Genomic DNA, 25011 nt, shown 5'->3' with positions numbered 1-25011 from the left:
CTCCACGGCGTTGGCTCTCAAACCCGCGCGACCTGTTCCATCGTGAACGCTTCGATCACGTCGCCCACCTTGATGTCGTTGAACTTCTCGATGGTCAGGCCGCACTCATAGCCTGACGCCACCTCGCGCACGTCATCCTTGAACCGGCGCAGAGACGACAGCTTGCCCTCGTAAATGACGATGCCGTCGCGCACCACCCGAACGTCCGCATCGCGAGGGACCCGCCCGTCGGTCACGTAGCAACCTGCGACGGTGCCGACCTTCGAGATGTTGAAGGTCTCGCGCACCTCCGCATGGCCGACGATGACCTCCTTGTACTCAGGCGCGAGCATACCCTTCATGGCCGACTCGATTTCGGCGATGGCGTCGTAAATCACGCGGTACAGGCGGATGTCAATCTTCTGCTGCTCCGCGACCCGCCGCGCGTTCGCATCTGGGCGCACATGGAAGCCAATGATGATGGCATTCGACGCGGAGGCGAGTTGCACGTCCGATTCCGTGATGGCGCCGACGCCCTTGTGAATCACGCGCACGCGGACGCCTTCGACGTTGATCTTTTCGATGGACTGGACCAGGGCCTCGACCGAGCCCTGCACGTCCGCCTTCACAATCACATTCAATTCCGCGACGTTGCCTTCCTTGATCTGGCGGTACAGATCGTCCAGCGTGACACGCGCCGTGGCCTGCATCTGCTGCCGCTCCCGCTCGAGGCGCTTCTCCACGACGGAACGGGCGCTCTTTTCATCATCGTACACCACGAACAGATCGCCCGCCTGCGGCACCCCGTTGAGCCCCTGAATCTCCACCGGCGTGGATGGCGGCGCGGCCTTCAGTCGCCGGCCGCTCTCGTTCACCATCGCGCGGACGCGGCCATACGTCGTGCCAGCGATCACGATGTCCCCGACCTTCAGCGTACCGTTCTGCACGAGCACCGTCGCCACCGGCCCACGGCCGCGATCGAGCTTCGCCTCAATGACGGTGCCGCGCGGGCGCGCATTCGGGTTCGCCTTGAGATCCTGCATGTCCGCGACGAGCAACACCATCTCGAGCAGAGTATCCAGGTTCAGGCGCTTGAGCGCGGAGATCTCGACGAAAACTGTGTCGCCGCCCCACGCCTCGGGAACGAGGCCGTACTGCACGAGTTCCTGCTTGACCCGGTCCGGATTGGCATCCGGCTTGTCGATCTTGTTGATGGCGACGATGATCGGCACGTTGGCGGCCTTCGCGTGGTTGACAGCCTCCACCGTCTGCGGCATGACGCCATCGTCCGCAGCCACGACGAGGATGGTCACGTCCGTTACCTGGGCACCGCGCGCCCGCATGGTGGTGAACGCCTCGTGCCCCGGCGTGTCGAGGAACGTGATGAGCCGACCGCCGACTTCAACCTGGTACGCGCCGATGTGCTGCGTGATGCCGCCGGCCTCACCAGCAGCCACGCGGCTCTCGCGCAGCGCGTCCAGCAGCGTCGTCTTTCCGTGATCGACGTGGCCCATGATGGTGACCACGGGCGGCCGCGACACGAGCTCGGACGGATCATCCGGCTCCACGAGGAGTTCGAGCGCCTCCTCGTCAACCGGTTCTTTCACGTGCACGGTGACGCCTAGGTCCGAACCGATGAGTTCCATCGTGTCCGTGTCGATGTCCTGGTTGATGGTGGCCATCACGCCAAGCATCAGCAGGCGCTTGATGATCTCCGCTGGCTCGCGCTGCAACAGCTTCGCGAACTCGCCGACCGTCATCGGACCCTCGACGGTCGCCTCGGTCGGCAGGGGCTTCTCCTGCCTGCCCGCGCGACGCTTCGGCGCCCGCTGGAGCTTCGTCTCGTTGAACTCTTCGTGGCGCTGATACCCGTCGCGATCCTTGCGCTCCTTCTCCTTGCGCTGCGATCCCGGCGCAACCGGCTTCTGCTGCGCGGCCTGCGCCGCCACCGCCTGCGGGGGCCGCGGCGCGCGGGGGAACCGAGCCCCTCCGCCGTTGCCCGGCGTGGAACGCTGACCGTCGCGCCCGCGCCCGTTGGGGCGGTCGCCGTGCCCCTGCTGGCCCTGTGGCCGCCCCGCATAGCCTCCTCGATGATCCCGATGCCTATCTCCCTGGCCCGGCGCGCCGTTGCGCCCGTGACCGCCATTCGGACCGCGCTGCCCGCCGGGTCGATCGCCGGGTCGATCGCCGGGTCGATCCGACCGCGACCGCTGATCCGGCCGCTGCTCCCCAGACCCGTTCGGCGCTCCTTCACGCCGATCGCGCCCGCGCCCTTGCGCACCGCCGCGATCCCTGCCTCCGTCGCGTTCGCGCCGCGGCGGATGCCCCTGATGGCTTGCGCTCGCGTGCTCCACATCCCGCTGCCCTTGAGCCTGGCGATCGCGCCCTCCGCTCGCCGGCGTCGCTGAAGCTCGGCCCTGCGTCTGTTCTGCCTGCGCCTCGGCCTTCGCCTTCTGCTGACGCTCGCGCAATTCCTTCTCCATCTCCTGAGCACGCCTTTCCGCCGCACGGCGCTTCACATCTTCGAAGAACTGCTCCACTTTTTGAACCATCTCATTGTCCATCACGCTCATGTGATTCGCGACGGGCACGCCGAGCCGATTGAGAATCGTCACAATCTCCTTGCTCGACATGTTCATCTGCTTCGCGTACTCGTACACTCTCAACTTCGTCAAACGCTCCACCTCCGTGGAATTCCCCAAGCCGCGCCACGACCTCGCGCGCAAATCCAGGCTCCACGACGGCAACGGCACCGGACGTATCCCGTCCAATGGCTCGACCGATCTCCGCTTTGGTCCCGAAACACACGACCTGAATGCCGTACGACGCCGCCTTGTCTGTCAGTTTCTTTCGGCCATTGTCTCCCGCGTCCTCCGCGATCATCACCAATTGGGCTCGCCGCGTTTTCACGGCGTCCAACACGCGCTTCTGGCCGTCGATCACGGCCCCGGCCCTGCGCGCCAAGCCGAGTAGCCCCAAGATGGTCTCCTTGTCAGTGCGCATCTCCGTCTCCCACCAGCTGGCGACGGAGAGATTCATGGATCTCCTGCGGAATGGCCGCTTTCAGCGCCCGTTCCAGCGCCCTTCGCTTGACGGCGATTTGAAGGCACGCTTCAGACCTGCACAAATACGCGCCTCGGCCATTTCGCTTGCCAGTCGAATCAAGCACGATGTCTCCCTCTGGCGTTCGAACAACGCGCGTGAGTTCCGCCTTCGGCTTCATTTCCTGGCAACCCACGCACTTGCGAAGCGGCACCTTTCTCACGCGATTCATGGGGCGCCCTCCCGATTCAGGGTTCGTTCAGCCAGTCGTCGGACAGCGTGGCAAACTCGGGCTCCTCGCTCGTGTCCTCAAGCTGATCGAGCAGCGAATGGGACGCCACCTGCGACTCGCTCTTGATGTCGATCTTCCAACCCGTCAGCCGCGCGGCAAGCCGGGCGTTCTGTCCCTCCTTCCCGATGGCTAGGGACAACTGATAATCCGGGACAATCGTCCGCGCCACGCGTTCGTCCTCATAGATGTGCACGTCCACCACTTTCGCCGGAGACAGCGCATTGGCCACGAACGTCGCCGGATCTTCGCTCCACTCCACGATGTCGACCTTTTCGCCGTTTAACTCATTCACAATCGCCTGAACGCGCGAACCCCGTGCGCCGACGCACGCCCCGATGGGATCCACCTCGGGATTGCGCGAGTGCACTGCGATTTTGGAACGCGATCCCGCCTCGCGGGCAACAGCCCTGATTTCTACGATGCCCTCGTAAATTTCCGGCACCTCGAGTTCAAACAAGCGGCGTAGCAGCCCTGGATGCGTGCGGGACACCACGATCTGCGGTCCCTTCGACGTCCGCTCCACCCGCGCGATGAACACCTTCAACCGCTTGCCGATCTGGAGCTTGTCAGACGCCATCTGCTCCGATTGGGGTAGGATGGCTTCCGTGTCGCCGATATCGACATACGCCACGCGCGGTTCGAGCCGACTGATGGTCCCGCTCACAACTTCCTCCTCGCGATCCGCGAATTTGCTGTAAATCACGGACCGTTCGGCTTCCTTCACGCGCTGCATGACCACCTGTTTCGCAGCTTGCGCGGCAATGCGCCCGAAATCCCGAGGGGTGACCTCAATTTCGACGACATCTCCGATTTGATAGCTTGGATTGATGTCCCGCGCTGCGTCGAGCGAGATCTCGAGGCGCGTGTCCTTCGGTTCCTCGACGACGGTCTTGCGCGCATACACGTGGACCTCACCGGAGTCGCGCTTCACCTCCACGCGCACGTTGGCCGCCGAGTGGAAGTTGCGGCGGTAGCTCGCGATGAGCGCCGCCTCAATGGCCTCGAGCAATACTTCTTTATCAATTCCCTTTTCGCGCGCCAGTTGGTCCAGCGCTTCCAGAAAATCTACATTCATGACCAGGGAACCTCCCCATCGCGAAATCTCAGGCGCGCTCGGGTCACCACTCCAGAGCCAGCCGCGCGTGCGCAATCTTTTCAATGGGCACAGCCAGGGTGGCGGTCTTGGAGCGGCGCTTGATCTCGAGGATCAAACGTTCCCCGTCGTAAGAGACGAGCGTCCCTTCGTGCGTCTTGGCTCCCATAAGCGGCTCGTACAGCGACACGTGTACGTACCTGCCCACGGCGCGTTCGAAGTCGGCCGGCCTCTTCAGAGGCCGCTCCGCGCCAGGCGAAGACACCTCGAGGAAGTACGCGTTGGGAATCGGGTCCACGCGGTCGAGCTCCTCGGACAGCTGCTCGCTCACGCGGCTGCAGTCGTCGATGTCGACGCCGCCCGGCTTGTCGATGTACACGCGCAGGTACCAGTTCTTCCCTTCCTTCGTGTACTCGATGTCCACCAATTCGACCGCTTCCCGCTCCACGATGGGCAGCACCAAGCGTTCGACGATTTCGGTCACGCGATCTCTCGTCACGCGTCATCCTCCCACATGCCGCTTGTGTCTCCAATCCTCGCCTCGCGTACGCCAAAAAGTGCCGAGCATAAATCAAAGAGTGGGGGGGCCCCACTCTTGTCCGCACACGGTATACGAAGCCTGACGCAGCCAGTATATCACTGCCGTCCGCATTTCGCAACGTGAAGCGCCTCCCTTCGTTGTCTTGCGCCGAACGACGTGTTATCGTGATTACCGCAACCGCGCAAAGGAGGACGTCATGCGTACCATTACGCCCGATCGATTGCGAAACGTGGCGATTGTCGCTCACGTCGATCACGGCAAGACCAGCCTTGTGGATCAAATGCTTCGCCAATCCGGCCTGTTCCGCGAAAATCAGCAACTTGCGGAGCGGGCGCTTGATTACAACGACCTCGAGCGCGAACGGGGGATCACGATTCTCGCGAAGGCGACGGCCATCCCGTACGACTCGTACCGCATCAACATCGTGGACACCCCCGGCCACGCCGACTTCGGCGGAGAGGTCGAGCGCATTCTCCGCATGGTGGACGGCGTGCTGCTCGTGGTGGATGCCTTTGAAGGCGTCATGCCGCAGACGCGCTTCGTCCTGGACAAGGCCTTGTCCGCCGATCTCGTCCCCATCGTGGTCATCAACAAGATGGATCGGCCGAACGCGCGGCCCGCGGACGTGATCGACGAGGTTCTCGAGCTGTTCATCGACCTCGGCGCGTCCGAGGAGCAGCTCGACTTTCCGGTGATTTATGCGTCGGCGCTCGAAGGCCGCGCCTCGACGGACCCCAACAACCTCGGCAGCGACATGCGGCCGCTCTTTGACGCCATCGTCGCCCACATCCCGAGCCCACAGGTGGATGCGGAAGGCCCCTTTCAGTGGCAGGCCACCATCATCGATTACGATGAGTACCTCGGTCGCATCGGCATCGGACGCGTGCACCGCGGCGATATCCGCCAAGGACAGGCGGTCATTCGCCTGCGCGAGGCGGAGGGCGCTGCGGAAGGGCGCGTACAGAAGCTGTTCGTGTATCAGGGTCTCCGCCGCGTGGAGGTCGAGTCCGCTTCCGCGGGCGACATCGTTGCGGTTGCCGGCGTCGGTGACATCACGGTCGGTGACACGCTTGCGTCGCCGGAACGACCCGAGGCACTCCCGGTCATCAAGATTGACCAGCCTACGCTCGAGATGACATTTCACGTCAACGACAGCCCGTTTGCGGGCCGCGAAGGGCAGCATGTGACGAGCCGGAAGCTGCGCGATCGCCTGAATCTGGCGATGGAATCGGACGTCAGCCTTCGAGTCGAGGACACGGACGACGCTGACGTGTTTCTCGTCAAAAGCCGCGGCGAGCTTCACCTCTCCATCCTGATTGAGACACTGCGCCGAGAAGGATACGAGCTCGCGGTGTCCAAGCCGCGCGTGATTTTGCGCGACGAAGGGGGCGAGCAGCACGAACCCATCGAAGAGCTCGTCGCCGACGTGCCCGAGGATGCCGCTGGCAGCGTGATTGCGGAAATCGGCCTTCGAAAGGGAGAGCTCGTGGCCATGCAGCCCATCGGCCAGGGCGGCATGGTGAGGCTCGTCTTCCAGGTGCCGACCCGAGGGCTCATCGGGTTTCGCTCCCTGTTCCTTACGATGACCCGCGGATACGGGATCATGCATCACCGATTCCAGGCGTACGCCCCTTGGCGAGGGCCCATCCAGGCGCGCCGGCAGGGCGTGCTCGTGGCGAGCGAGACGGGGCTCGCGACGGCGTACGCCATCGGCAACCTTGAGGACCGCGGAGTGATGTTCATCACGCCCGGGACACCGGTGTACGAAGGCATGATCGTCGGCGAACACAACCGCGAAAACGATCTGGTCGTGAACGTCACGAAGGAGAAGCACCAGACCAATATTCGATCCTCGACGAAGGAAGAGACGTTGAAACTGAAAGCGCCGCACCTGCTCTCGCTCGAAGAAGCCATCACGTACATCGAAGACGACGAGCTGTGCGAGGTGACACCCAAGTCCATCCGGCTTCGAAAGAAAATCCTCGGCAAGAGCGAGCGGGAAAAACTGAAACGGCGCCAGGGATGACCCGGCGCCGTTTCGATTATTCTGCAGGGCTGTACACAGGGTAGATGCCAAGCACGAGAATCTCCACGCCCTGGAGCGCCAAGAGCTCCCGAACTACAGAGAGCACCCGCTCGCCCCGGTCCTCGTAGGGCCGGACGGAGGCATCCAGGTAATACACGTAGTTCCCAATGGCGTCGCCCACCGGGCGCGACTCAAGGCGCGTGAGGTTCAGGTTGGCTGCCGCAAACGTGTGCAGCGCGAGCGCGAGTCCTCCCGGGCGATGCGGCACGCCGCGAAGACACAAGGACGCGGTCCAATCCGTCAGGCTCCATGATGGACTGGGCAACGCGACCTCGGGCGATCCGACGAGCGCAAAGCGCGTCACGTTCCCCGCTCGATCCTCGAAGGGCTCCGGCCAGACCGAGAGCCCGTACAACTGGGCGGCGCGCCGGCTGCCGATGGCCACCGCTCGGGCGCGCTCGCCCGTGGCGATCTGCCGCACGGCCTCGGCCGTGCTGGAGACCGCGACCTCCCGGGCGCCAGGGAAGCGGAGCCTGATGTGTTCCTTGCACTGGGCGAGCGCCTGGGGATGAGAGACCACCTCGTCCACGTGGTCGAGATCGAGCCCCTCCCGATAGATGGCGCATTGATGAATCGGCAACGTCACGGCGGCGAGGATTTGACGCGCGCCATCCCCGGGGTGCTCGCGCGTGAGCGCGTCCCACACCTGCCAGACCGATCCCTGAATGCTGTTTTCAATCGGGACGCAGGCGAGTCTTGCCGCAGACTTCGGCGCCTCGAAAACCTCGGCGAAGCTCTGCATCGCCACTTGCTTCACAGGCTGGTCCGCCAACAGGACCGACGCAATGCGGTCGGCAGCCTCGTGGCTGTGTGTGCCCTCAGGCCCGAGATACATGACTTCCCACGCGCTCACGACTCCACCTCACCTTTCAACCGCGCGCTGGCTGGAACAGCTCCAACCGCTCTCCGTCAGGCCCTGAAAAGAAGATGTATCGTGCGCCATTGCGGAGCGTCGTGATGGCCTCATCGAGAAAACGCACGCCCTCCGCGCGCAGCCGATCCACCTCGGCTTCGATGTCGTCGACCGTGATGGCCAGGTGATGCACCTGCCCCTCGTCCGGCAGCTCATCCGCATAGCCCTCGATGAGCTCGAGCTGCGCAGTCTGCCCCGGATACGACAGGAACGCGAGCCGGATGCCTGGCGTGTTGTGATCGAGCGTGCCCAGGAGTTCCATGCCGAGCACGTCGGTGTAAAACGCGATGGAGCGATCCAAATTCGACACCATGACGCCCGTATGTTCCAGCTTGATCATCGCCATGCGTGGGTACCTCCTCAGAACAAGGAAAGCTGGTTGGTCTCCGGCAGCCCGTCGAGGCAACCGAGTTCCATGAGCAAGTCGATCACGGCCCGCGACGCGCGCGCCCGCGACTGAAGGTCTTCGAGCGACAGGAATTCGCCCTGCTGGGCCGCTTCATACAGGTTGCGGGCCGCTGTCTCTCCAATTCCGGGGATGGCGGCGAAAGGCGGCCTGAGCCCCTGCGCCTCCTCCTCAATCAGGAACTGGGTCGCGTGCGACTTGTAGAGATCGATGGGCAAAAACCGGTACCCGCGGGCCACCATCTCCAGCGCGACTTCGAGCACCGTCAGGAAGCTCTTCTCCTTCGCCGAGGCCGCGCTGCCCTTCGCCTCGATCTCGTCGATCTTCTTCAAGATGGCCTCCCGGCCCGCGGTCATCACGGCCACGTCGAAGTCGTCCGCGCGCACCGTGAAATAGGTCGCGTAAAATGCGAGCGGCCGATGCACTTTGAACCATGCGATTCGGACGGCCATCAGCACGTAAGCCGCGGCGTGCGCCTTCGGAAACATGTACTTGATCTTCTTACCAGACTCGATGTACCAGTCCGGCACGCCATGCTCGCGCATGTACGCCTCGTCTTCCGGCTTGACGCCTTTGCCCTTACGGATACCTTCCATGATCTTGAATGCGCGCGCCGGATCGAGCCCCTTCTGAATGAGGTAGAGCATGATGTCGTCTCGCGCGCAGATCACTTCGGACAGCGTCGCGACCTGCTCGCGGATGAGCGTCTGGGCGTTGTTCAACCAGACGTCCGTACCATGCGACAGGCCGGAGATGCGCACGAGTTCCGAGAACGTCGTGGGCCGCGTGTCCTCAAGCATCTGGCGGACAAAGCGCGTACCGAACTCGGGAATGGCATACGTGCCCGTCGTGGATCGAATTTCCTCCGGGGTCACGCCGAGCGGCCGCGTGCTTCGGAATAGCTCCAGCACGTCGGGATCGTCAAGCGGGATGGACTTCGGATCGACGCCCGTGAGATCCTGAAGCATGCGGATGACGGTCGGATCGTCGTGACCGAGGATATCCAGTTTCAACAGGCAGTTCTCAAGCCCGGAGTGGTAATCGAAGTGCGTCGTGAGCGTCTCCGACGACGTATCGTCCGCCGGATACTGTATCGGCGTGAAGTCGTAGATCTCCACGTAATGCGGAACCACCACCTGCCCGCCGGGATGTTGTCCGGTGGTGCGCTTCACGCCCGTGCATCCCCGCACCAATCGGTCGATCTCGGCATTGCGAAGCACCAAGCCGCGCTCCTCGGCGAACTTCCGCACATACCCGTAAGCCGTCTTCTCGGCCACCACAGAGATGGTGCCCGCCCGAAACACGTGATCCTTTCCAAACAACTCCTCCGTGTACCGGTGCGCCCTCGGCTGATATTCCCCAGAGAAGTTCAGGTCGATATCCGGGACCTTGTCCCCATCAAAACCCATGAACGTCTCGAACGGAATGTCCTGCCCGTCCTTGTGCAACTTTGCACCGCAGTTCGGGCACGCCTTGTCCGGGAGGTCGAAGCCGGATCCGTACTCCCCGCGCAGGAAAAACTCGTGATAGTGACACGACAAACACACATAGTGCGGCGGCAGCGGGTTGACCTCGGTGATGTCCGTCATGGTGGCCACGAGGGATGAACCGACCGATCCGCGGCTGCCGACCAGGTACCCGTCGCTTAGAGACTTCGTGACGAGCTTGTGCGCAATCAGGTAGATGACCGCGTAGCCGTGCGAGATAATGGCGTTGAGCTCGCGCTCGAGCCGCTTCTCGACCAGCTCGGGCAGTGGATCCCCGTAGATGCGCTTGGCTTTGTCGTAGGCGAGCTTCCGGATCTCGTCTTCCGCCCCTTCAATGACCGGCGTGTGAAGATCGTCTGGAATCGGCTTCACGTCGTCGCACAGCGCCACCAGACGGCGTGGATGGTCGACCACGACGGCGCGCGCGTCCTCTTCTCCCAGAAACGCGAATTCCTCCAGCATTTCGTCGGTCGTGCGGAAGTGAAGTGGCGGCTGCTTCGTGTCGGCCTTTTGCGACTGAAGAAAGATCTCCCGATAGACGGCGTCCTGCTCGTCCAGAAAATGCACGTCGCCCGTGGCCACCACCGGCTTGTTCAGGCGCTTGCCGATGTCGACGATGTTTTTCAGCAGCTCGCGCACCTGCTCAAACGACGCGACGACACCCTCGCGGACCAGCGGCTCGTAGTGACTGACCGGCTGAATCTCCAGATAATCGTAGAACTCGAGCAGGGTGTCGATCTCGTCCTCGGATTTGCCGCGGAAGAAAGCCTCGACGAGCTCGCCTTGCCGACAGGCCGTGCCAATGAGCAGCCCCTCGCGGTGGCGCGCAAGCGCGCTTTTCGGAATGCGCGGCACGCGGTGCAGATACTGCGTATGCCCAATGGAGACGAGGCGGTACAGATTCCTCAGTCCCTCGCGATTGCGGACGAGCACGGTGGCGTGGAACGGCCGAACGCGCGAGATGTCAATCTGACCACGAAGATGGTTCATATCCAGCAGGTTCTGGATTCCGCGCGCCTTCGCGTCTTTGAGCATCTGCACGAACACCTTCGCGGTCGCTTCACTGTCGGCCAACGCGCGGTGGTGATTGACGAGCTCAACCGAAAACTTCTGGGTGAGCGTCTTCAGCTTGTAGTTCTTCTCGCCCGGGTATAGCACGCGCGCGAGGGCGAGGGTGTCGATTACAGGCTCCGTCCAAGGATCCATGCCCAGCCGCTCAGCACACTGATTCAAGAAACCGACGTCGAACTCCGCGTTGTGCGCCACCAACACAGCGCCGCGCACGAATTCGCGGAATCCGTCGAGCGCCTCGTGCAGCTTCGGCTGACCTGCCACCATCTCGTTCGTGATGCCCGTCAGCTCGACGATCTTCGCGTCCAGAGCGCGCTGCGGGTCGATGAGCGTCGCGTAGGTATCCACAATTTGTCCAGCCTTGACCTTCACCGCGGCGATCTCGATGAGCGTGTCTTCTCGCGCATTGAGCCCAGTCGTCTCCGTGTCGAACACGACGTACTCAGTTTCGTCGTCGAGCGCTCGATCACACTCCCGGTACACGAGCAGCCCGCCGTCGTCCACCACATACGCCTCCAGGCCAAGCACAAGACGCACCCCGTGTTTCTTAGCCGCCTGATACGCCTCCGGATACGCCTGACATACGCCGTGATCCGTGATGGCGATGGCGTCGTGCCCCCATTCCGCCGCGCGCCTCACCAGCGCTGCGGCGCCCACGACGCCATCGAGCGCCGACATGGTCGTGTGGGCATGCAACTCGACGCGCTTGACTTCCGCAGTGTCGGTGCGCCGAGGAGGATTGTGCGGGCGCATCGACTGCACCATGAACACAATTTCCTTGGCATACGGGTCGAACTGCACCTGACCCTGAATCTTCACCCACGCGCCGTCGGCGAGATGCGACGTGGCCTGCAAGTCTCGCTCCGACTGCACGAACATCTTTGCGGAGATGGAGTCTGTGTGATCCGTGATGGCAAATTGAATGAGCGTGCGGCCGCTCGGCAGCGTCCTTCGGTCCACGTTGAACACTTCACCCACCACAGTGGCGCGTCGCATCTCGTCGACGATGTCTCGCAATGAGATGGGCGAGGGTTCGTCGTACATCTGGCCGACCACAAGCGCCTCCGCGCCTTGCGAGGCGCCGCCCTCATTCTGCGCATCCGACTCTTTCTGCTGCTCTTTCGCCGCCTTCGCCTCTTCGGCGAGCTGACGCCTCCAGCGCGCCTCTGCCTCCTGCTTCAGCTTCTCGCCCGCCGCAAGGACATCCTCACAAGCCGTCTCGTCCACCTCGATGAGGACCGCGACGTCCAGGCCAAACGCGCGACGAGCCTCCGACGCGAGCCAATCCGCCACACCCTTCTGCACGAGCTGCTCGGCAATCGGCTGGCTGGGAACGTGAATTCTGGCGCGAAAACCACGCCGCTCGTCCACTTCCTCCACCATGAGTCTCGCCTGCGACAGCCATTTGCCCGAAAGATGAGACCGCGCCTCGTAGGCGGCAGCAAGGGCGAGCATCGCGGTCTCCGCTGCTGCCGCAGAAACCTTCTCCGGAGGCGTGACCGCGATTTCCCATGCGCACGAGGCACCGAACGTCGAGGCGCAAAGTTCGTGAATCTCGGCGAGATCGCGATAGAAAGAAGAGAACGCGTCCGCATCCAAGCCCGAAGACAAAAAGGGCGAATCCACGTGTACGCGGACTTCCCGGGTCGCCCTGCGGACACGGACGCTGCGAACCCTCGCCAGCGCCCGATCTCGGACAAGATGTTCGGGGATAGCCATGATTTCACCTCGCGCTACCGTCTAGAACCAGTGCGTCACGTCGCGATAGGTGATCACGACCGCGAACAGCATGACAATCGCAAAGCCCACAAAATGCACAAATCCTTCTTTTTCGGGATCCACTCGCCGCCCCCGGATGAGCTCAATCGCCATGAACAACAGCCGCCCGCCGTCGAGAGCAGGAATGGGAAGCAGATTGAACAAGCCGAGCCCCAGGCTGAGCGCACCGGTCACGGCAATCACGTTCCAGATGCCAAACCTCACCTGCTCGGTGATCACATGCGCGATGCCGACAGGACCGGACAGCGATTGAAACTGATGGTGCACAAACAGCCCCACATATCCCTGGATGGTCATGCCGATGTCCCGAACCAGCGCGGAGAAGCCGGCCGGAATGGTGTGAAGCGGGCTGTGAGAAATCTGGGCATCGATTCCGATCATCGGCGCTCCGCTCACCAAGTGTGGCGTCACGGCGATGGAACGCGCGCCATTGGCAGTTTTCACCTCGAGGACGAGCGGTTGCGGGTGGCCGCCGCGCACGCCGTCCTCCGACACCGCGCGCACGAGACCCGCCCAGGAGTGTATCGAGCGGCCGTCGACCGCCAAAATGGTGTCTCCGGGCACGAGACCCGCGTGCGCCGCGGGAGTGCCCGGCTCGACATGCCCCACGGTCGTGGTGGGGACACCCGTATACGTGTTGACGGCGGAGAACAGGACACCGGCCAAGATGAGGTTCATAATGGGACCCGCCAGAATGATGGCTGCTCGCTGCCACAGCGGCTTCCCGATCATCTGTTGCTCCTTCGGGACAACGGGAATGGATGAGCGGCGGCTCAACATCACCCGAGCGCCGCTTCTCACGTGAAAGCGCTGAATCCCATCCTCCGTCTCAAGCTTCATGATCATCCGGTCGGTCAAATCAACCTCGCGCACCACGCCCACGCGTCCGTTCGGCAGGTCCTTGGGCTCTCCGAGTGCCACAATCTCTCCGGCCGCGTCTTGTTCGTATGCGACCGACTGACCGATAGGAAACCACGACTCCTGCGGAGCTTCTCCCGCCAACTGCACGAATCCGCCGAGTGGAATGAGCCTGAGGGAATACTCCGTCCCTCCGCGCACCACGGATACGACCTTCGGGCCGAAGCCAATGGCAAACACGGGCACCGCGACGCCACATCGCTTGGCGACGTAGAAATGGCCGAACTCATGCAGCGTCACACAGACGCCAAACACAAGCACAATGGCGACCGCCGCTTCCGCATAGAACTCGAGGTGCGCTAACATTGGCAACTGTTCATCAGCCCTTTGCCACGTAAAGTTCGGCCAGACGCCGCGCTTGCCCATCCGCGCGAAGGACATCTTCCACCGACTGAGGCACCTCGTTCGGCACCCGCTCGAGCACCGCCTCGACGACCTCAGGGATCCGCAAAAACGGGATCTGTTCGCGCAAAAACGCCTCCACCGCCACCTCGTTCGCCGCGTTCAGAACGCACGGTGCGAGTCCCCCGGCGCGACCAGCCTCCATCGCCAGGCGAAGGCACGGAAATCGGTCGAAATCTGGCTCTTCGAAGTGCAGCGCTCCGACGCTCGCCAGGTTCAGCCTCGGCCAAGGCGCGGGTGATCGCTCGGGATATGTGATGGCGTATTGAATTGGCAAGCGCATGTCCGCCGTCGCGAGCTGTGCAACCATCGAGCCGTCCACAAACTCCGCCATGGAGTGCACGATGCTCTCCGGATGTACAAGCACAGCTATCTTATCATATGGCACGCCGAACAAATGATGCGCTTCGATCACCTCAAGCCCCTTGTTCATCATGGTGGCACTATCAATGGTGATCTTCTGTCCCATGTTCCAGTTGGGATGGCGAAGCGCGTCCCGGACCGTGACCTCTGCCATGCGATCTTTGGGCCATGACCGAAACGGTCCTCCCGAGGCCGTCAGGACGAGCCGCAGGACCTCCTCGGGCTGGCCGGATCGCAAGCACTGGTGAAGCGCACAGTGCTCGCTGTCCACGGGGACCATCTCTCCACCCGCATCGCGCATGGCGCGCAGGATGAGATCGCCCGCAGCCACGAGGCACTCCTTGTTGGCGAGCGCGAGGCGCGCACCGCGGCCGACCGTGGCAAGCGCAGGCAGAATGCCGCGAGCCCCTACGACCGCATTCAACACGATGTCCGATGGGTATGCGGCACACGCGACAAGACCCTCGTCCCCGACGACAATGTCCATCCGCTCACCCGGTAAAAGTTCGCGCAACGCGCGACGGGCCGCTTCGTCAGCAACGCCGACGACTTGCGGGCGATAGCGGCGAACCTGTTCCGCCAATCGCTCCACGTTTCGACCCGCCGCGAGCGCGACCACCTCGTATGTATCCAGATGTGACAGCACCTCGAGCGCCTGCACGCCGATGGTGCCCGTGCTCCCGAGGATGGCAATGCGCTTCATGTCTTCCCCTCCACCCGGCTCCGCTATATCAAGCCGCTCAAAACACCGGAGATGAACCACAAAGCGAAGGGCGCCGCGTACAGTAGGCTGTCGATTCGGTCCAGAACGCCCCCATGCCCCGGCAACATGCGTCCTGAGTCTTTCACGCCAGCAGCGCGTTTATAGGCGCTCTCCACCAGATCTCCCACCTGCCCGGTCACGGCCACCAAGAATCCCACTGCGGCAAACACCCAGGCGTCGTATTGCGGACCGGCGATCTCGCCGAACACCAAAGCACCGACCACCGCGCCGGCAACCCCGGCGAGCGCGCCGCTCACGGTCTTTTTCGGACTGATTGCGGGAAGCAGTTTGGGCCCCTGAACGAATCGCCCGACAAAATAAGCCGCTGTGTCGCACGTCCAGGCGGCGACGAGAAAAGTCCAAATCCAAAGCCAACCTTCCGGCAGCGCACGCAGACCGATGAGCGACACCCCGCCCGCCGCGAGGTAGAAAGCTCCGAAGGCCGTCACCGCGTAGGTACGCAGATCGTTCGGTCTGCGCGTGATGACCGGCAAGGTCAACACCACCGCCACGGCCAGAAAAAAAACAAACGGGTGAAACGCTTGCCTTGGGAACCAGTCCGCGAGCGAAATGGCGATGGCCCCAAACCATACAGCAGGGTCGTACCACCGCCGCCCGAACATCTGACAAAACTCCAGCACACCAGCCAGCGTCGCGATCCACACGAGACAGCGCCAGCCGGTCAGTCCCCCGAACAACAAGACGAGCAGGACCACGAGCCCTGCGATCACAGCCGTGACGACCCGCTGTTTGAGCATCTGAATGGACACCTACTCGAGTGCGCCGAACCTCCGCTTGCGCTTCGCGTAATCGCAAATCGCCTGATAGAGATCGTCGCGTGTAAAGTCCGGCCACAACACATCTGTAAACCAGAGTTCCGCGTACGCCGCCTGCCACAGCAAAAAGTTGCTCAACCGGATCTCGCCGCTCGTCCGAATGACAAGATCAAGCGGCGGTAGCCCGGCCGTATCGAGATATCGATCGCAGGAGGCTTCCGTCAGCTGTCCGACCGTCGCGCGCCCCTCGATAACCTCGCGGGCGTAGCGCTCCATCGCGGCGATGATCTCCATCCGCCCGCCGTAATTAAGCGCGAAGTTCACGATCATGCCCGTGTTGTGCTGCGTGCGATGAATGGCGCGGCGAACGGTGGCCTGCGTGTGCGCCGGAAGGCGCCCGGTATCGCCGATGAAGCGCACGCGCACGTTGCGCCTCACCAACTCGTCGATCTCGCTGCGAAAGAATTGCTCCGGCAGCCGCATCAAATAGTCGACTTCGGCCGCTGGCCTCTTCCAATTTTCAGTCGAGAAAGCATACAGCGTGACGCATTCGATGCCGAAATCGTCACACGCGCGGATGGCCTCTTTCATGGCCATCATTCCCGCGTGGTGACCCGCAATTCGGGGAAGACCGCGCTTTTGCGCCCAGCGGCCATTTCCGTCCATGATGAGACCGATATGCCGGGGCTTCACGTCGAGCGCTGGCTGCTGCTCGACCGCCGCCGCGCTGGCACGCTGCAAACGCCCAAAACCCTTGAACAAGGCTGGCATCCCCCTTAATCCAGCAACCTTGGAACTCAGACCTGCGTCACGTCCTTCTCCTTATCTTCCAACACACGGTCCACCTGTGCAATGGCCTTGTCAGTCAACTGCTGGACCCTGTCCATCAGACGGCGAACGTCGTCTTCCGAAATGTCGCCGGCCTTCTCGAGCTTCTTGATCTCTTCGTTGCCATCCCGGCGAATGTTGCGAATGGCAACCCGCGTTTCCTCCGCCATCTTCCGGACCTGTTTGACCAGTTCCTGACGCCTTTGTTCCGTGAGCGCAGGTATCGTCAACCGAATGACGCTGCCGTCGTTCGCCGGGTTCAATCCGAGATCCGACTTCTGAATCGCCTTTTCGATCTCGGCGAGCATAGACTTATCCCACGGGGAAATCACCAACAGGCGCGGTTCCGGCGATGTCACGCTCGCAACCTGATTGACGGGCATCTGAGAGCCGTAATACTCCACCATGACGTGGTCGAGCATGGAAGGCGTAGCCCGACCTGCGCGCACGGTCGCGAACTCGCGGCGCAGATTCTGAACGGCCTTCTCCATCCGCTCTTGGAGACTCTGAATCAATTCCTCATGCATGCGCGTCACCCTTTCCCACCAAGGTGCCGATTTTTTCGCCCATCACAGCGCGAAGGATGTTGCCGTCCTCGTTGATATTGAACACCAAAATGGGAATATCGTTATCCTTACACAAGCTCGCCGCGGTGGAATCCATCACAGCGAGCCCCTGCTTCAACACTTCCATGAAGTCGAGTTCGGCGTATTTGGTCGCTGTCGGATCCTTCTGCGGATCGGCCGTGTAGACCCCGTCCACGCCGTTTTTGGCCATCAGGATGACTTCTGCTTCGATCTCGGCGGCTCGCAACGCAGCCGTGGTGTCCGTCGAAAAGAACGGATTGCCCGTTCCGCCCGCGAAGATCACGACGCGCCCCTTCTCCAAATGACGAATGGCCCGGCGGCGGATGTAAGGCTCGGCCACTTCCGACATGTGAATGGAGCTCTGCACGCGCGTAGCCACCCCGAGCTTCTCAAGAGCGTCCTGCAGCGCCAAGGCATTCATGACGGTCGCCAACATGCCCATGTAATCTGCCGTCGCGCGGTCCATACCCATCTGGCTGCCGGTCGCACCTCGCCAGATATTCCCTGCCCCAACCACGATCGCGACCTGGACGTCGAGCTTCGCCACATCGGCTATCTGGCGAGCGATGTCCCGGATCACAGCCGGATCGATCCCGAACCCATGTCGCCCTGCGAGCGCCTCTCCGCTCAGCTTGAGAACGACGCGGCGGTATTTTGGAATCGTCACAAAGGCCCCTCCATTGCGCCAAAATAGGTGGCCAAAATGGCATGAAAGGGAACACGCGATGGTGTCCCCTCATGCACAGCCTCGTTACAGGCGAACCTGAGACATGACCTCTTCCACAAAATTCGTCTCTTGGCGCTCGATCCCTTCCCCGACCACGAACCGAGCAAACCGACGAATGGAAATATTTTCGCCAATCGTCGCGATTTTTTCCTTCACCAACGTATCGACCGTCTTGTCGGGATCCTTGACGAACGGCTGCTCCAGCAGACAATTCTCCTTGAAAAATTTCTCCAAGCGCCCTTCCACGATCTTGTCCACGACTTGTTCAGGTTTGCCCTCATTCAGCGTCTGGGCGCGAAGAATTTCCCGTTCACGCTCGATGACGTCCTGCGGCACCTCTTCACGGCGAACGTACTGCGGATTCGACGCCGCGATGTGCATCGCGATGTCTTTCACAAACGTGCGGAACTCCTCATTCTTGGCCACGAAGTCCGTCTCGCAGTTGACCTCCACGAGCACGCCAATGCGCCCACCGCCGTGAATGTAGGCCTCCACGAGTCCGTCCGCAGCGATGCGACCGGCCTTCTTCGCCGCTTGCGCAAGACCGCGCTCGCGCAAGATGACGATGGCCTGCTCCATATCGCCACCCGCCTCGGTCAGGGCCTTTTTGCAGTCCATCATGCCGGCGCCCGTGCGCTCGCGCAACTCCTTCACCATTGCTGCTGTGATTTCAGCCACGACTGTTTCCTCCTCAAACCTCTATATCTTCTATCCACACTTCCGCCGGGTGGCACAAAAAAGGTGACGAGAGCGCGACGCACCCGCCACCTTTCCCCTCACGCGGTGGTCTCTTCTCCACCCTGCGTGCCTTCCAGCACAGCGTCCGCAATCTTGCTCGTCAGAAGGCGCACGGCGCGAATCGCATCGTCGTTGCCCGGGATGACGTAGTCGATCTCGTCAGGATCACAGTTTGTATCGACAATCGCGACAATGGGAATCCCGAGCTTGCGAGCCTCTGCCACCGCGATACGTTCCTTGCGCGGGTCAATGATGAAGAGTGCGTCCGGGAGCTTCTTCATCCCCTTGATGCCGCCGAGAAACTTCTCCAGGCGCTCGCGCTCCTTCCGGAGCAGAATGACTTCCTTTTTCGGCAGGACTTCAAACGTCCCGTCCTCTTCCATCCGCTCAAGCTCTTGCAGACGGCGAATGCGCTTTTGGATGGTGTTGAAGTTGGTCAGCGTGCCGCCAAGCCAACGCTGGTTCACATAAAACATACCGCAGCGCTCGGCCTCTTCCTTGACGGCCTCCTGCGCCTGCTTCTTCGTGCCGACGAACAACACGGTGCCGCCCGCCGCAGCGAGATCCCGGACGAAGTTGTACGCCTCTTCGACCTTGCGAACGGTCTTTTGAAGGTCGATGATGTAGATGCCGTTGCGCTCGGTGAAGATGTACCGCGCCATTTTCGGATTCCAGCGGCGCGTCTGATGCCCGAAATGTACGCCCGCCTCGAGCAGTTGCTTCATCGAGATGATGGCCAAACCCATTTCCTCCTTTTGTTTTCCCTCCGGACCGATCATCCGCAGCGCCGACCCATTGGGCACCGAACACCGCATCCCGATCCGTGCGTATTCGATTCAAAGGTACGCACCGCCCCATACTATACCACATGAAAACGAGCAGCAGCAACTGTCGGTACGTGCCGCGGCCCTCGTCAACATCCACCCATTTGTGCTCGATCCTTCCACCTGCCCAGGCGGTTTGTCCGTGACCTCGCTTCCTACTTTTGCATTATCTACAGTGTGCCGCGAAAGGCGCGCGATTCGCGGCGCAATTTCCGCGTGGAAAGCGAGGGACGCACATGGCCACGAACAACTTCAACATCGCGGACTCGATTCGCCAACTTCACCTGGGCGAAGTCGTGACGGTGTTCACGAGCGCAGGCGGAACGGGCGGAGGCGGGTACACAGGAGCTATTGTCGGAATCGATAGCAACAACCTGTACCTGCTTCTCGCGCCCGCGTCAGCGCCGAGTGGCGTGACTGGGGCGTTCGGTACAGCCGGAAGCGGCACCACGTTCGGCGCTCTGGCGACCATTCCGCTCAGCCAGATTACGGCCATCGTCCAGAACGACTTGTGAAATCGCGTGAGCGAGAGGGGCGCCCCTCTCGCTCACCCCCGCATGTGGGGTTTTCATGCGAGGCGGCGCACCACACAGGAGACGTGATCGTAGCGAATGATGGCCTCGGCCACGATGGGGCGCTCGGGACCGTTCGACGCGTCCTCGTGCCCAAAGAGCCCAAGATGTAGATGAGAAGGGGTTGACTTCAGCACCACGCCCGTGAATCCCCCATGGAAAGACCCCGAACCGAGGATATACACGGTGATGACATCGCCCACGTGAATCTCCCGCGACGTAAGCCGGCCGAAAAGAGAGGCCTCACCGGACGTCTTCGCCGGATGGCTCTCCATGCCCACCTCGGATCCGCTTGTGGCGCGCGGATCGACGTCGCCTGGCGTGCCGCCGTCCTCTTGAAATGCCGTACAGCCAATGTCGCGGTTCCGTTTGCCGCGCCTCAGCGAAGGCGCGATCCACGCGTTCGATTCACAGAATCCTGCGCACCCTCGCGCGGCGCGGCGCTTCCATCTCGTCCGCATCCTCATCCGCGTCCCCTCACCTCGTCGCTCGGCTGCCACAAACCTGTCACGGGCAGCCGGTCGCGCGCTGCGATGGTCCATCGTACGCGGGGATGGCATGTTGCGGTGACGGAGTGACGAGCGAGAGGCACGTTCACACCATCTCCACGTCCGTCCTCATCCGTCAATGTAGACCGGACTCAGCACGCCCTGCGGTGCGCATCAGCTTCTCGACGGCCGCGATCTCGTCCGCCGACACCCCGAGCAAGGCACGAATCTCGTCGTGCGTCCGACCCTCGTGCAGGAGATCCAGAATGGAAAAGTACAACGTCTCCCGAGTGACCTCGCCCGGGGTCAGCTCACTTCCAGGTTCATGCCCCAATGCGACCGGTGCCCGCTCGACGTCGCGCTCGGCCTCCGCGGGTATCGTGCTCAGCCGAGCCAATGCCGTCTCCAGGACCCGAATCCGTGCCTCGAGCTCGCGGCTCCGCTGGTCCCATTCCTGGTACATTTCCTCGAGGACTTGAATTGCGGCAGCCACTCGCGAAGACTCGTCGGCGTTCGGATGGCTGCTTGCCCCGCGGTCGGCGCGCCATGGTCTATCCGTCGCCATTCTCGACGGTGCCGCCATCCCCGACCGTGGGCCGCCCGACCGAATTTGTGCAAGCACCCAGCGGATGAAACCCTTCGCGCCAGGGTGTGTTTTCCAGGCCCCGCTGATCGCGTACAGCATGGCAAAGAGCACCACGCAGACCAGGGCCAAAATGAGCGTCTCCCACACCTCCATACCTCCCTTCGTGTCTCAGAGCATGCGCATGTCTCCTCGGGCTGTCCGAACGGTCAGTAGGCAGGACGGCATCTCAAACCACACAGTTCTACCTTGATGACCGCCGACGTCCGTTCCCTCCACAAGAATCCCGCGATCCGCGAGTTCCTTCTGCACTGCCTGCACGTTCCGCTCGCCAATGCGAAGCGCCTCCATCTTCACGCCCTGAAACATTTGTGCGCCACCGGCGTATTTTGCTCGAAGCCGAAGTCGACTCGCGCCCGCTCGCATCATCTCGCGAACGAGCCAGTCAATCGCGGTGTCCGCATATTTCTGCGGCACATTCGTGACAGGAGACGGACTCCCGGGAAGCATCACGTGCGCCAATCCCGCAAGCCGAGCCTCGGCGTCGTAAATCACCACACCGACACACGACCCAAGACCCGCAGTCACGAGCCGGCCCGGCCCGCGCATGATGGCTCCCTCGGCAATCCCCACGCGGATCTCCGCCCGGTCCTCAACCACTTGACATCTTTCCTCGCAGGTTATCGAAGAGTTCCGATGAGCTATGGAAATCAGGCAGGAGGAAAAAATACGCTTGAATCTCGCGCCCCCCGTGCGTAAGCCTGGTCGAGATGAGAAGCACCTGGTTATCCTCTCCGCTCCCGTACATGAGCCCGATGTCGAGGAGCGCCGACGCCATATCCATGGCGACGGCCGGGATCGACTGCGTCATCCGAAAACCGCACAGATCGGAAATCGCAGCGACGTAAGCGCCGGAAAGGATGTTGCCGACCTCTCCCAGCGCCGAATACTCCATTTCGCCATACGGGTCGCCCGGTGTTCGTCCTGGAATCAGCTGATTCAGCAAGCGCTCCGCGCTTTCGGGGGACAGCACGACAAACATGTTGCCCTCGATCTCGCCTTCAATCCGGATATACACGGCGATGACCAGCGTGTCGCTGCCGCCGACGACTTCGACAACCTCTCCGAACGGACACAGGCGCGCATCGGTGACGGACATGCGCACGACGCCCCCTAAGAGCGTGGAAAACGCGGTCGCTGCGTGGCCCGCGCCGATGTTGCCAAATTCCCTCAGGGCGTCGAGATCAGCAGCGCTGAGATCATAAGGATTCATCCGTGCACCAACTTTTCCACCTGTCTAAGTTGCTCCGTTTCAACGGCCGAAAAGACCCGCTCGAGGTTCAGAAGAACGAGAAGATGTTCCCCCCATCGCGCCACGCCGCGGAGATAGACGGCCTCCAGCCCGCCCACGACGGAAGGCGGCGGTTCGATAGCCTCGGGCGCGATGGACACGACATCCTCCACCGCGTCAACGAGCATGCCGACGGCCATCTCGTCCACCTCCGCGACGACGATTCGCCGGTCCTCCTCGTCGCCATCCGCCGCGCGAGTCAAGCCGACGCGCTCCGCCAGGTCAATGACGGGAACAATGGCACCTCGCAGGTGCATCACGCCCTTGATGAAAGGCAAGGTGCGCGGCACAGGCGTGATATCGCCCACCCGTTCGACGGACCTCACCTGGGCGACGTGCGCGGCGTACCGTTCCGAACCCACTCGCATGACCACGTACGAATCCACAGAACCCCTCCTTCGCCCTACGCCGGATTTGCCATCGCGCGAACATCGAGAATCAGCGACACCCGACCGTCCCCGAGAACGGTGGCGCCAGCGAATTCCCGTACGTCCTCGAGGTATCGTCCGAGCGGCTTGTTGACAATTTCGAGCTCATCCAAGACGTGATCGACGATGAGCGCAAGCCTTCGCTTCCCTTCACGGCAGAGAATTGCAGTCTGAGGATACGAATCGCTGCGAGGCCCCAATGCCAATCGAGACGCAAGGTCCACAACGGGCACGATTCCCTCGTCATCGCTGAGAACCGGTCGTTCCTGCACGTGGCGAACATCGTCTCGCGTGATTTTCCGCACCTCGTCCACATTCGCGGTGGGAATGGCGAACACCTGCCCGCGCACGGACACCAACAGCGCCGACAGGATGGCGAGCGTCAGCGGAAGCTCGATGGTGAACGTCGAACCAGCGCCGGGAGATGAATCCAGCCGGATCTGACCGCCGAGCGCTTCGACCTTGTCCCGCACAGCATCCAAGCCCACGCCGCGGCCTGAGATGTCCGAGACGCGCTCCGCCGTGCTGAAGCCCGGGCGAAACAAAAGCGCGTAGACGGATTCATCCGGCAGCGCCGCGCCTTCTTCCAGGGTGACCCACCCCTTGGCGACGGCGGTCTCGAGGACGCGATGGCGGTCAATTCCTCGGCCGTCGTCCGATACCTCGAGATACACGTGGCCGCCGGCCGTGTACGCGGACAGCCGAATAGTACCCCGCTTTGGCTTGCCCAAGCGCTCGCGCTCGTCCGGTGGTTCCAAGCCGTGATCGGCCGCATTGCGCAGGAGATGCACGATGACCTCTCCCATCTCCTCCAGCACCACTCGGTCCATCTCCGTTTCGAGTCCGGTCATGACGAAGTCGAATTCCCGCTGCAGCCGCCGCTCCAGATCGCGCATCATGCGCGGATAACGATGGAAGATGGTTTCCACGGGCACCATTCGCAACTGGAGCCACCCATCCTGCATCTCTCCCACGAGGCGATCCAGCCGCTCGACGGTCTCCTTCAGCTCTGCGTCGCCGAGAGCTTGCACGAGCGTGGCAATCCGCGTCTTCGTGATGACAAGATCGCTCAGCGTATTCATCAGCGCATCCACCTTGCGAATCGGCACGCGGAGCGTGGCATCCATTCGCAGGTCGACCATCGCTTCGGACGGCCCGCTGCCGCCGTGCGCGCGCTGGGGCGCTTCGAGCGCGGGGCGCGTCTTCGCGGTGGCCGTATCGTGGCTGCTCGTGACAGACGGCAGGTCCGCCTTCGACACGTCGCAAGCCGCCATGTCCGTGATGTCAAGCACGGCCTGTCGCAGCCGTTCGATCTCGCCGGGCGCCACCGCGACGGCCGCGAACGCCTCCGGCCCCTCCGCCTGGCCTGCCATCACCTGCGCTTCGTCGGGATGGGCGCCGAACCAAGTGGCCGCCTCCCTCATCGCCTGATACGCCATGGCCAGCCGCACGCCGGGCATGATGCAGTCTTCCACAAGGCGCAGATGCACGAGGTACAGCTCTTTGCCCTCTGCCGCGGCCTGCCTCGCCCACTCGGAAAGGTTGACAAAAGGGACACGGTCCGGCTCGCCATGACCTCCCGCCTGCTCACCGGCTCGAAGGGCGTCCATGAGCATGTCCAGCACGTCGTCATCGGGCTCGTCCGGCTCCTTGGACGAGGCCGCGACGGCTCGGAGCCTCGAACGCATGCGGTCCACGGCCGACAGAAGGGCATCCACGTGTCGCGACTCCAGTGAAACGCGCGCGTCTCGCAGTGCGCCCAGGAGATCCTCAGCGCGGTGGGTCAAGGCAGCCAACTTGTCGAAGCCCATCGTGGCGCTCATGCCCTTCAACGTGTGCGCAGCCCGAAACATCTCATCCAGAAGACCGGGCTTCGCGCCTTCTCGCTCCAGCGTGAGACAAAATGCCTCCAGGCGTTCGACATTTTCCATCGATTCGGTCAAAAAAGCCTCCAAGTACGCCTCTTGCACCGTG

General features: G+C 62.4%; 24 protein-coding genes. 2 read left to right on the top strand and 22 right to left on the bottom strand.

Going from position 1 to position 25011, the window contains the following annotated elements; genetic code table 11:
• Positions 1–17 precede the first annotated feature (17 nt).
• The 5 genes from infB to rimP are packed head-to-tail and all read right to left on the bottom strand — an operon-like array spanning position 18 to position 4905.
• On the bottom strand, positions 18–2618 hold the full coding sequence (gene infB, locus AMA01_RS05660) for a translation initiation factor IF-2 (protein WP_269447886.1): 2601 nt from the start codon (positions 2616–2618) through the stop codon (positions 18–20).
• Positions 2533–2982 carry a L7Ae/L30e/S12e/Gadd45 family ribosomal protein gene (locus AMA01_RS13550; RefSeq protein WP_230087840.1) on the bottom strand — a complete coding sequence of 150 codons (450 nt, stop codon included), beginning with the start codon at positions 2980–2982 and terminating at the stop codon, positions 2533–2535. The genes infB and AMA01_RS13550 overlap by 86 nt, the downstream gene beginning before the upstream one ends.
• Complete coding sequence (gene rnpM, locus AMA01_RS05655) at positions 2972–3253, bottom strand: RNase P modulator RnpM (protein ID WP_067848634.1); 282 nt, start codon at positions 3251–3253, stop codon at positions 2972–2974. Before rnpM ends, AMA01_RS13550 begins: the two co-directional genes overlap by 11 nt.
• Before the next feature lie 16 nt (positions 3254–3269).
• Positions 3270–4388: a transcription termination factor NusA gene (gene nusA / locus AMA01_RS05650; RefSeq protein WP_067848630.1), complete on the bottom strand. Its 1119-nt coding sequence runs from the start codon at positions 4386–4388 to the stop codon at positions 3270–3272.
• 43 nt (positions 4389–4431) lie between these two features.
• Entirely contained in the window at positions 4432–4905 is a 474-nt protein-coding gene (gene rimP, locus AMA01_RS05645) for a ribosome maturation factor RimP (RefSeq protein WP_067848627.1), read from the bottom strand.
• Positions 4906–5143: 238 nt separating this feature from the next.
• Here rimP and typA point away from each other — a divergent pair, with 238 nt between their 5' ends.
• Positions 5144–6973, top strand: coding sequence for a translational GTPase TypA (typA, locus tag AMA01_RS05640; RefSeq protein ID WP_067848624.1), 1830 nt, complete (start codon positions 5144–5146; stop codon positions 6971–6973).
• A gap of 16 nt (positions 6974–6989) precedes the next feature.
• Here typA and AMA01_RS05635 read toward each other — a convergent pair whose 3' ends face one another.
• The 11 genes from AMA01_RS05635 to rpsB form a co-directional block, all read right to left on the bottom strand.
• Complete coding sequence (locus AMA01_RS05635; protein WP_067848623.1) at positions 6990–7886, bottom strand: prephenate dehydratase; 897 nt, start codon at positions 7884–7886, stop codon at positions 6990–6992.
• Positions 7887–7902: 16 nt separating this feature from the next.
• Complete coding sequence (locus tag AMA01_RS05630) at positions 7903–8292, bottom strand: VOC family protein (RefSeq protein ID WP_067848622.1); 390 nt, start codon at positions 8290–8292, stop codon at positions 7903–7905.
• A 14-nt stretch (positions 8293–8306) separates the two neighbouring features.
• On the bottom strand, positions 8307–12629 hold the full coding sequence (locus AMA01_RS05625; RefSeq protein ID WP_067848621.1) for a PolC-type DNA polymerase III: 4323 nt from the start codon (positions 12627–12629) through the stop codon (positions 8307–8309).
• 21 nt (positions 12630–12650) lie between these two features.
• Positions 12651–13913, bottom strand: a complete 1263-nt coding sequence (gene rseP / locus AMA01_RS05620; RefSeq protein WP_230087857.1) for an RIP metalloprotease RseP — start codon at positions 13911–13913, stop codon at positions 12651–12653.
• 13 nt (positions 13914–13926) lie between these two features.
• Entirely contained in the window at positions 13927–15075 is a 1149-nt protein-coding gene (locus AMA01_RS05615; protein ID WP_067848620.1) for a 1-deoxy-D-xylulose-5-phosphate reductoisomerase, read from the bottom strand.
• A 23-nt stretch (positions 15076–15098) separates the two neighbouring features.
• The gene (locus AMA01_RS05610) at positions 15099–15893 is read right to left on the bottom strand and encodes a phosphatidate cytidylyltransferase (RefSeq protein ID WP_067848813.1); all 795 of its coding nucleotides are present in this window, start codon (positions 15891–15893) and stop codon (positions 15099–15101) included.
• 12 nt (positions 15894–15905) lie between these two features.
• Positions 15906–16673, bottom strand: a complete 768-nt coding sequence (locus AMA01_RS05605) for an isoprenyl transferase (protein ID WP_082744000.1) — start codon at positions 16671–16673, stop codon at positions 15906–15908.
• A gap of 35 nt (positions 16674–16708) precedes the next feature.
• Positions 16709–17266: a ribosome recycling factor gene (frr, locus tag AMA01_RS05600; protein WP_067848606.1), complete on the bottom strand. Its 558-nt coding sequence runs from the start codon at positions 17264–17266 to the stop codon at positions 16709–16711.
• Positions 17259–17993 carry a UMP kinase gene (gene pyrH, locus AMA01_RS05595; RefSeq protein WP_067848602.1) on the bottom strand — a complete coding sequence of 245 codons (735 nt, stop codon included), beginning with the start codon at positions 17991–17993 and terminating at the stop codon, positions 17259–17261. The genes frr and pyrH overlap by 8 nt, the downstream gene beginning before the upstream one ends.
• An 84-nt stretch (positions 17994–18077) precedes the next feature.
• Entirely contained in the window at positions 18078–18731 is a 654-nt protein-coding gene (gene tsf, locus AMA01_RS05590; RefSeq protein ID WP_082743998.1) for a translation elongation factor Ts, read from the bottom strand.
• Positions 18732–18829: 98 nt separating this feature from the next.
• Positions 18830–19531 (bottom strand): 30S ribosomal protein S2, encoded by a 702-nt coding sequence (gene rpsB / locus AMA01_RS05585; protein ID WP_067848806.1) that lies wholly within the window; start codon positions 19529–19531, stop codon positions 18830–18832.
• 320 nt (positions 19532–19851) lie between these two features.
• Between rpsB and AMA01_RS05580 the strand changes: the two genes are divergently transcribed.
• On the top strand, positions 19852–20130 hold the full coding sequence (locus AMA01_RS05580) for a hypothetical protein (RefSeq protein ID WP_067848599.1): 279 nt from the start codon (positions 19852–19854) through the stop codon (positions 20128–20130).
• Positions 20131–20183: 53 nt separating this feature from the next.
• Here AMA01_RS05580 and AMA01_RS05575 read toward each other — a convergent pair whose 3' ends face one another.
• From AMA01_RS05575 to AMA01_RS05550, 6 genes are all read right to left on the bottom strand, one after another.
• Positions 20184–20648: a hypothetical protein gene (locus AMA01_RS05575; RefSeq protein WP_156468412.1), complete on the bottom strand. Its 465-nt coding sequence runs from the start codon at positions 20646–20648 to the stop codon at positions 20184–20186.
• 163 nt (positions 20649–20811) lie between these two features.
• The gene (locus AMA01_RS05570) at positions 20812–21414 is read right to left on the bottom strand and encodes a hypothetical protein (RefSeq protein WP_231862832.1); all 603 of its coding nucleotides are present in this window, start codon (positions 21412–21414) and stop codon (positions 20812–20814) included.
• Between the two features lie 15 nt (positions 21415–21429).
• On the bottom strand, positions 21430–21867 hold the full coding sequence (locus AMA01_RS05565) for a chemotaxis protein CheD (protein ID WP_067848803.1): 438 nt from the start codon (positions 21865–21867) through the stop codon (positions 21430–21432).
• A 43-nt stretch (positions 21868–21910) separates the two neighbouring features.
• Entirely contained in the window at positions 21911–22531 is a 621-nt protein-coding gene (locus AMA01_RS05560) for a chemotaxis protein CheC (protein ID WP_067848589.1), read from the bottom strand.
• Positions 22528–22995 (bottom strand): chemotaxis protein CheW, encoded by a 468-nt coding sequence (locus AMA01_RS05555; protein ID WP_082743996.1) that lies wholly within the window; start codon positions 22993–22995, stop codon positions 22528–22530. Before AMA01_RS05555 ends, AMA01_RS05560 begins: the two co-directional genes overlap by 4 nt.
• Before the next feature lie 17 nt (positions 22996–23012).
• Entirely contained in the window at positions 23013–25007 is a 1995-nt protein-coding gene (locus AMA01_RS05550) for a chemotaxis protein CheA (protein WP_082743994.1), read from the bottom strand.
• Positions 25008–25011: the final 4 nt, after the last annotated feature.

Source organism: Alicyclobacillus mali NBRC 102425 (assembly GCF_001570745.1).
In the GTDB taxonomy this organism is placed as follows: Bacteria; Bacillota; Bacilli; order Alicyclobacillales; family Alicyclobacillaceae; genus Alicyclobacillus; species Alicyclobacillus mali.
Note: the sequence above shows the minus strand (reverse complement) of the source record. Positions and strands in the feature narration are given on the sequence as shown.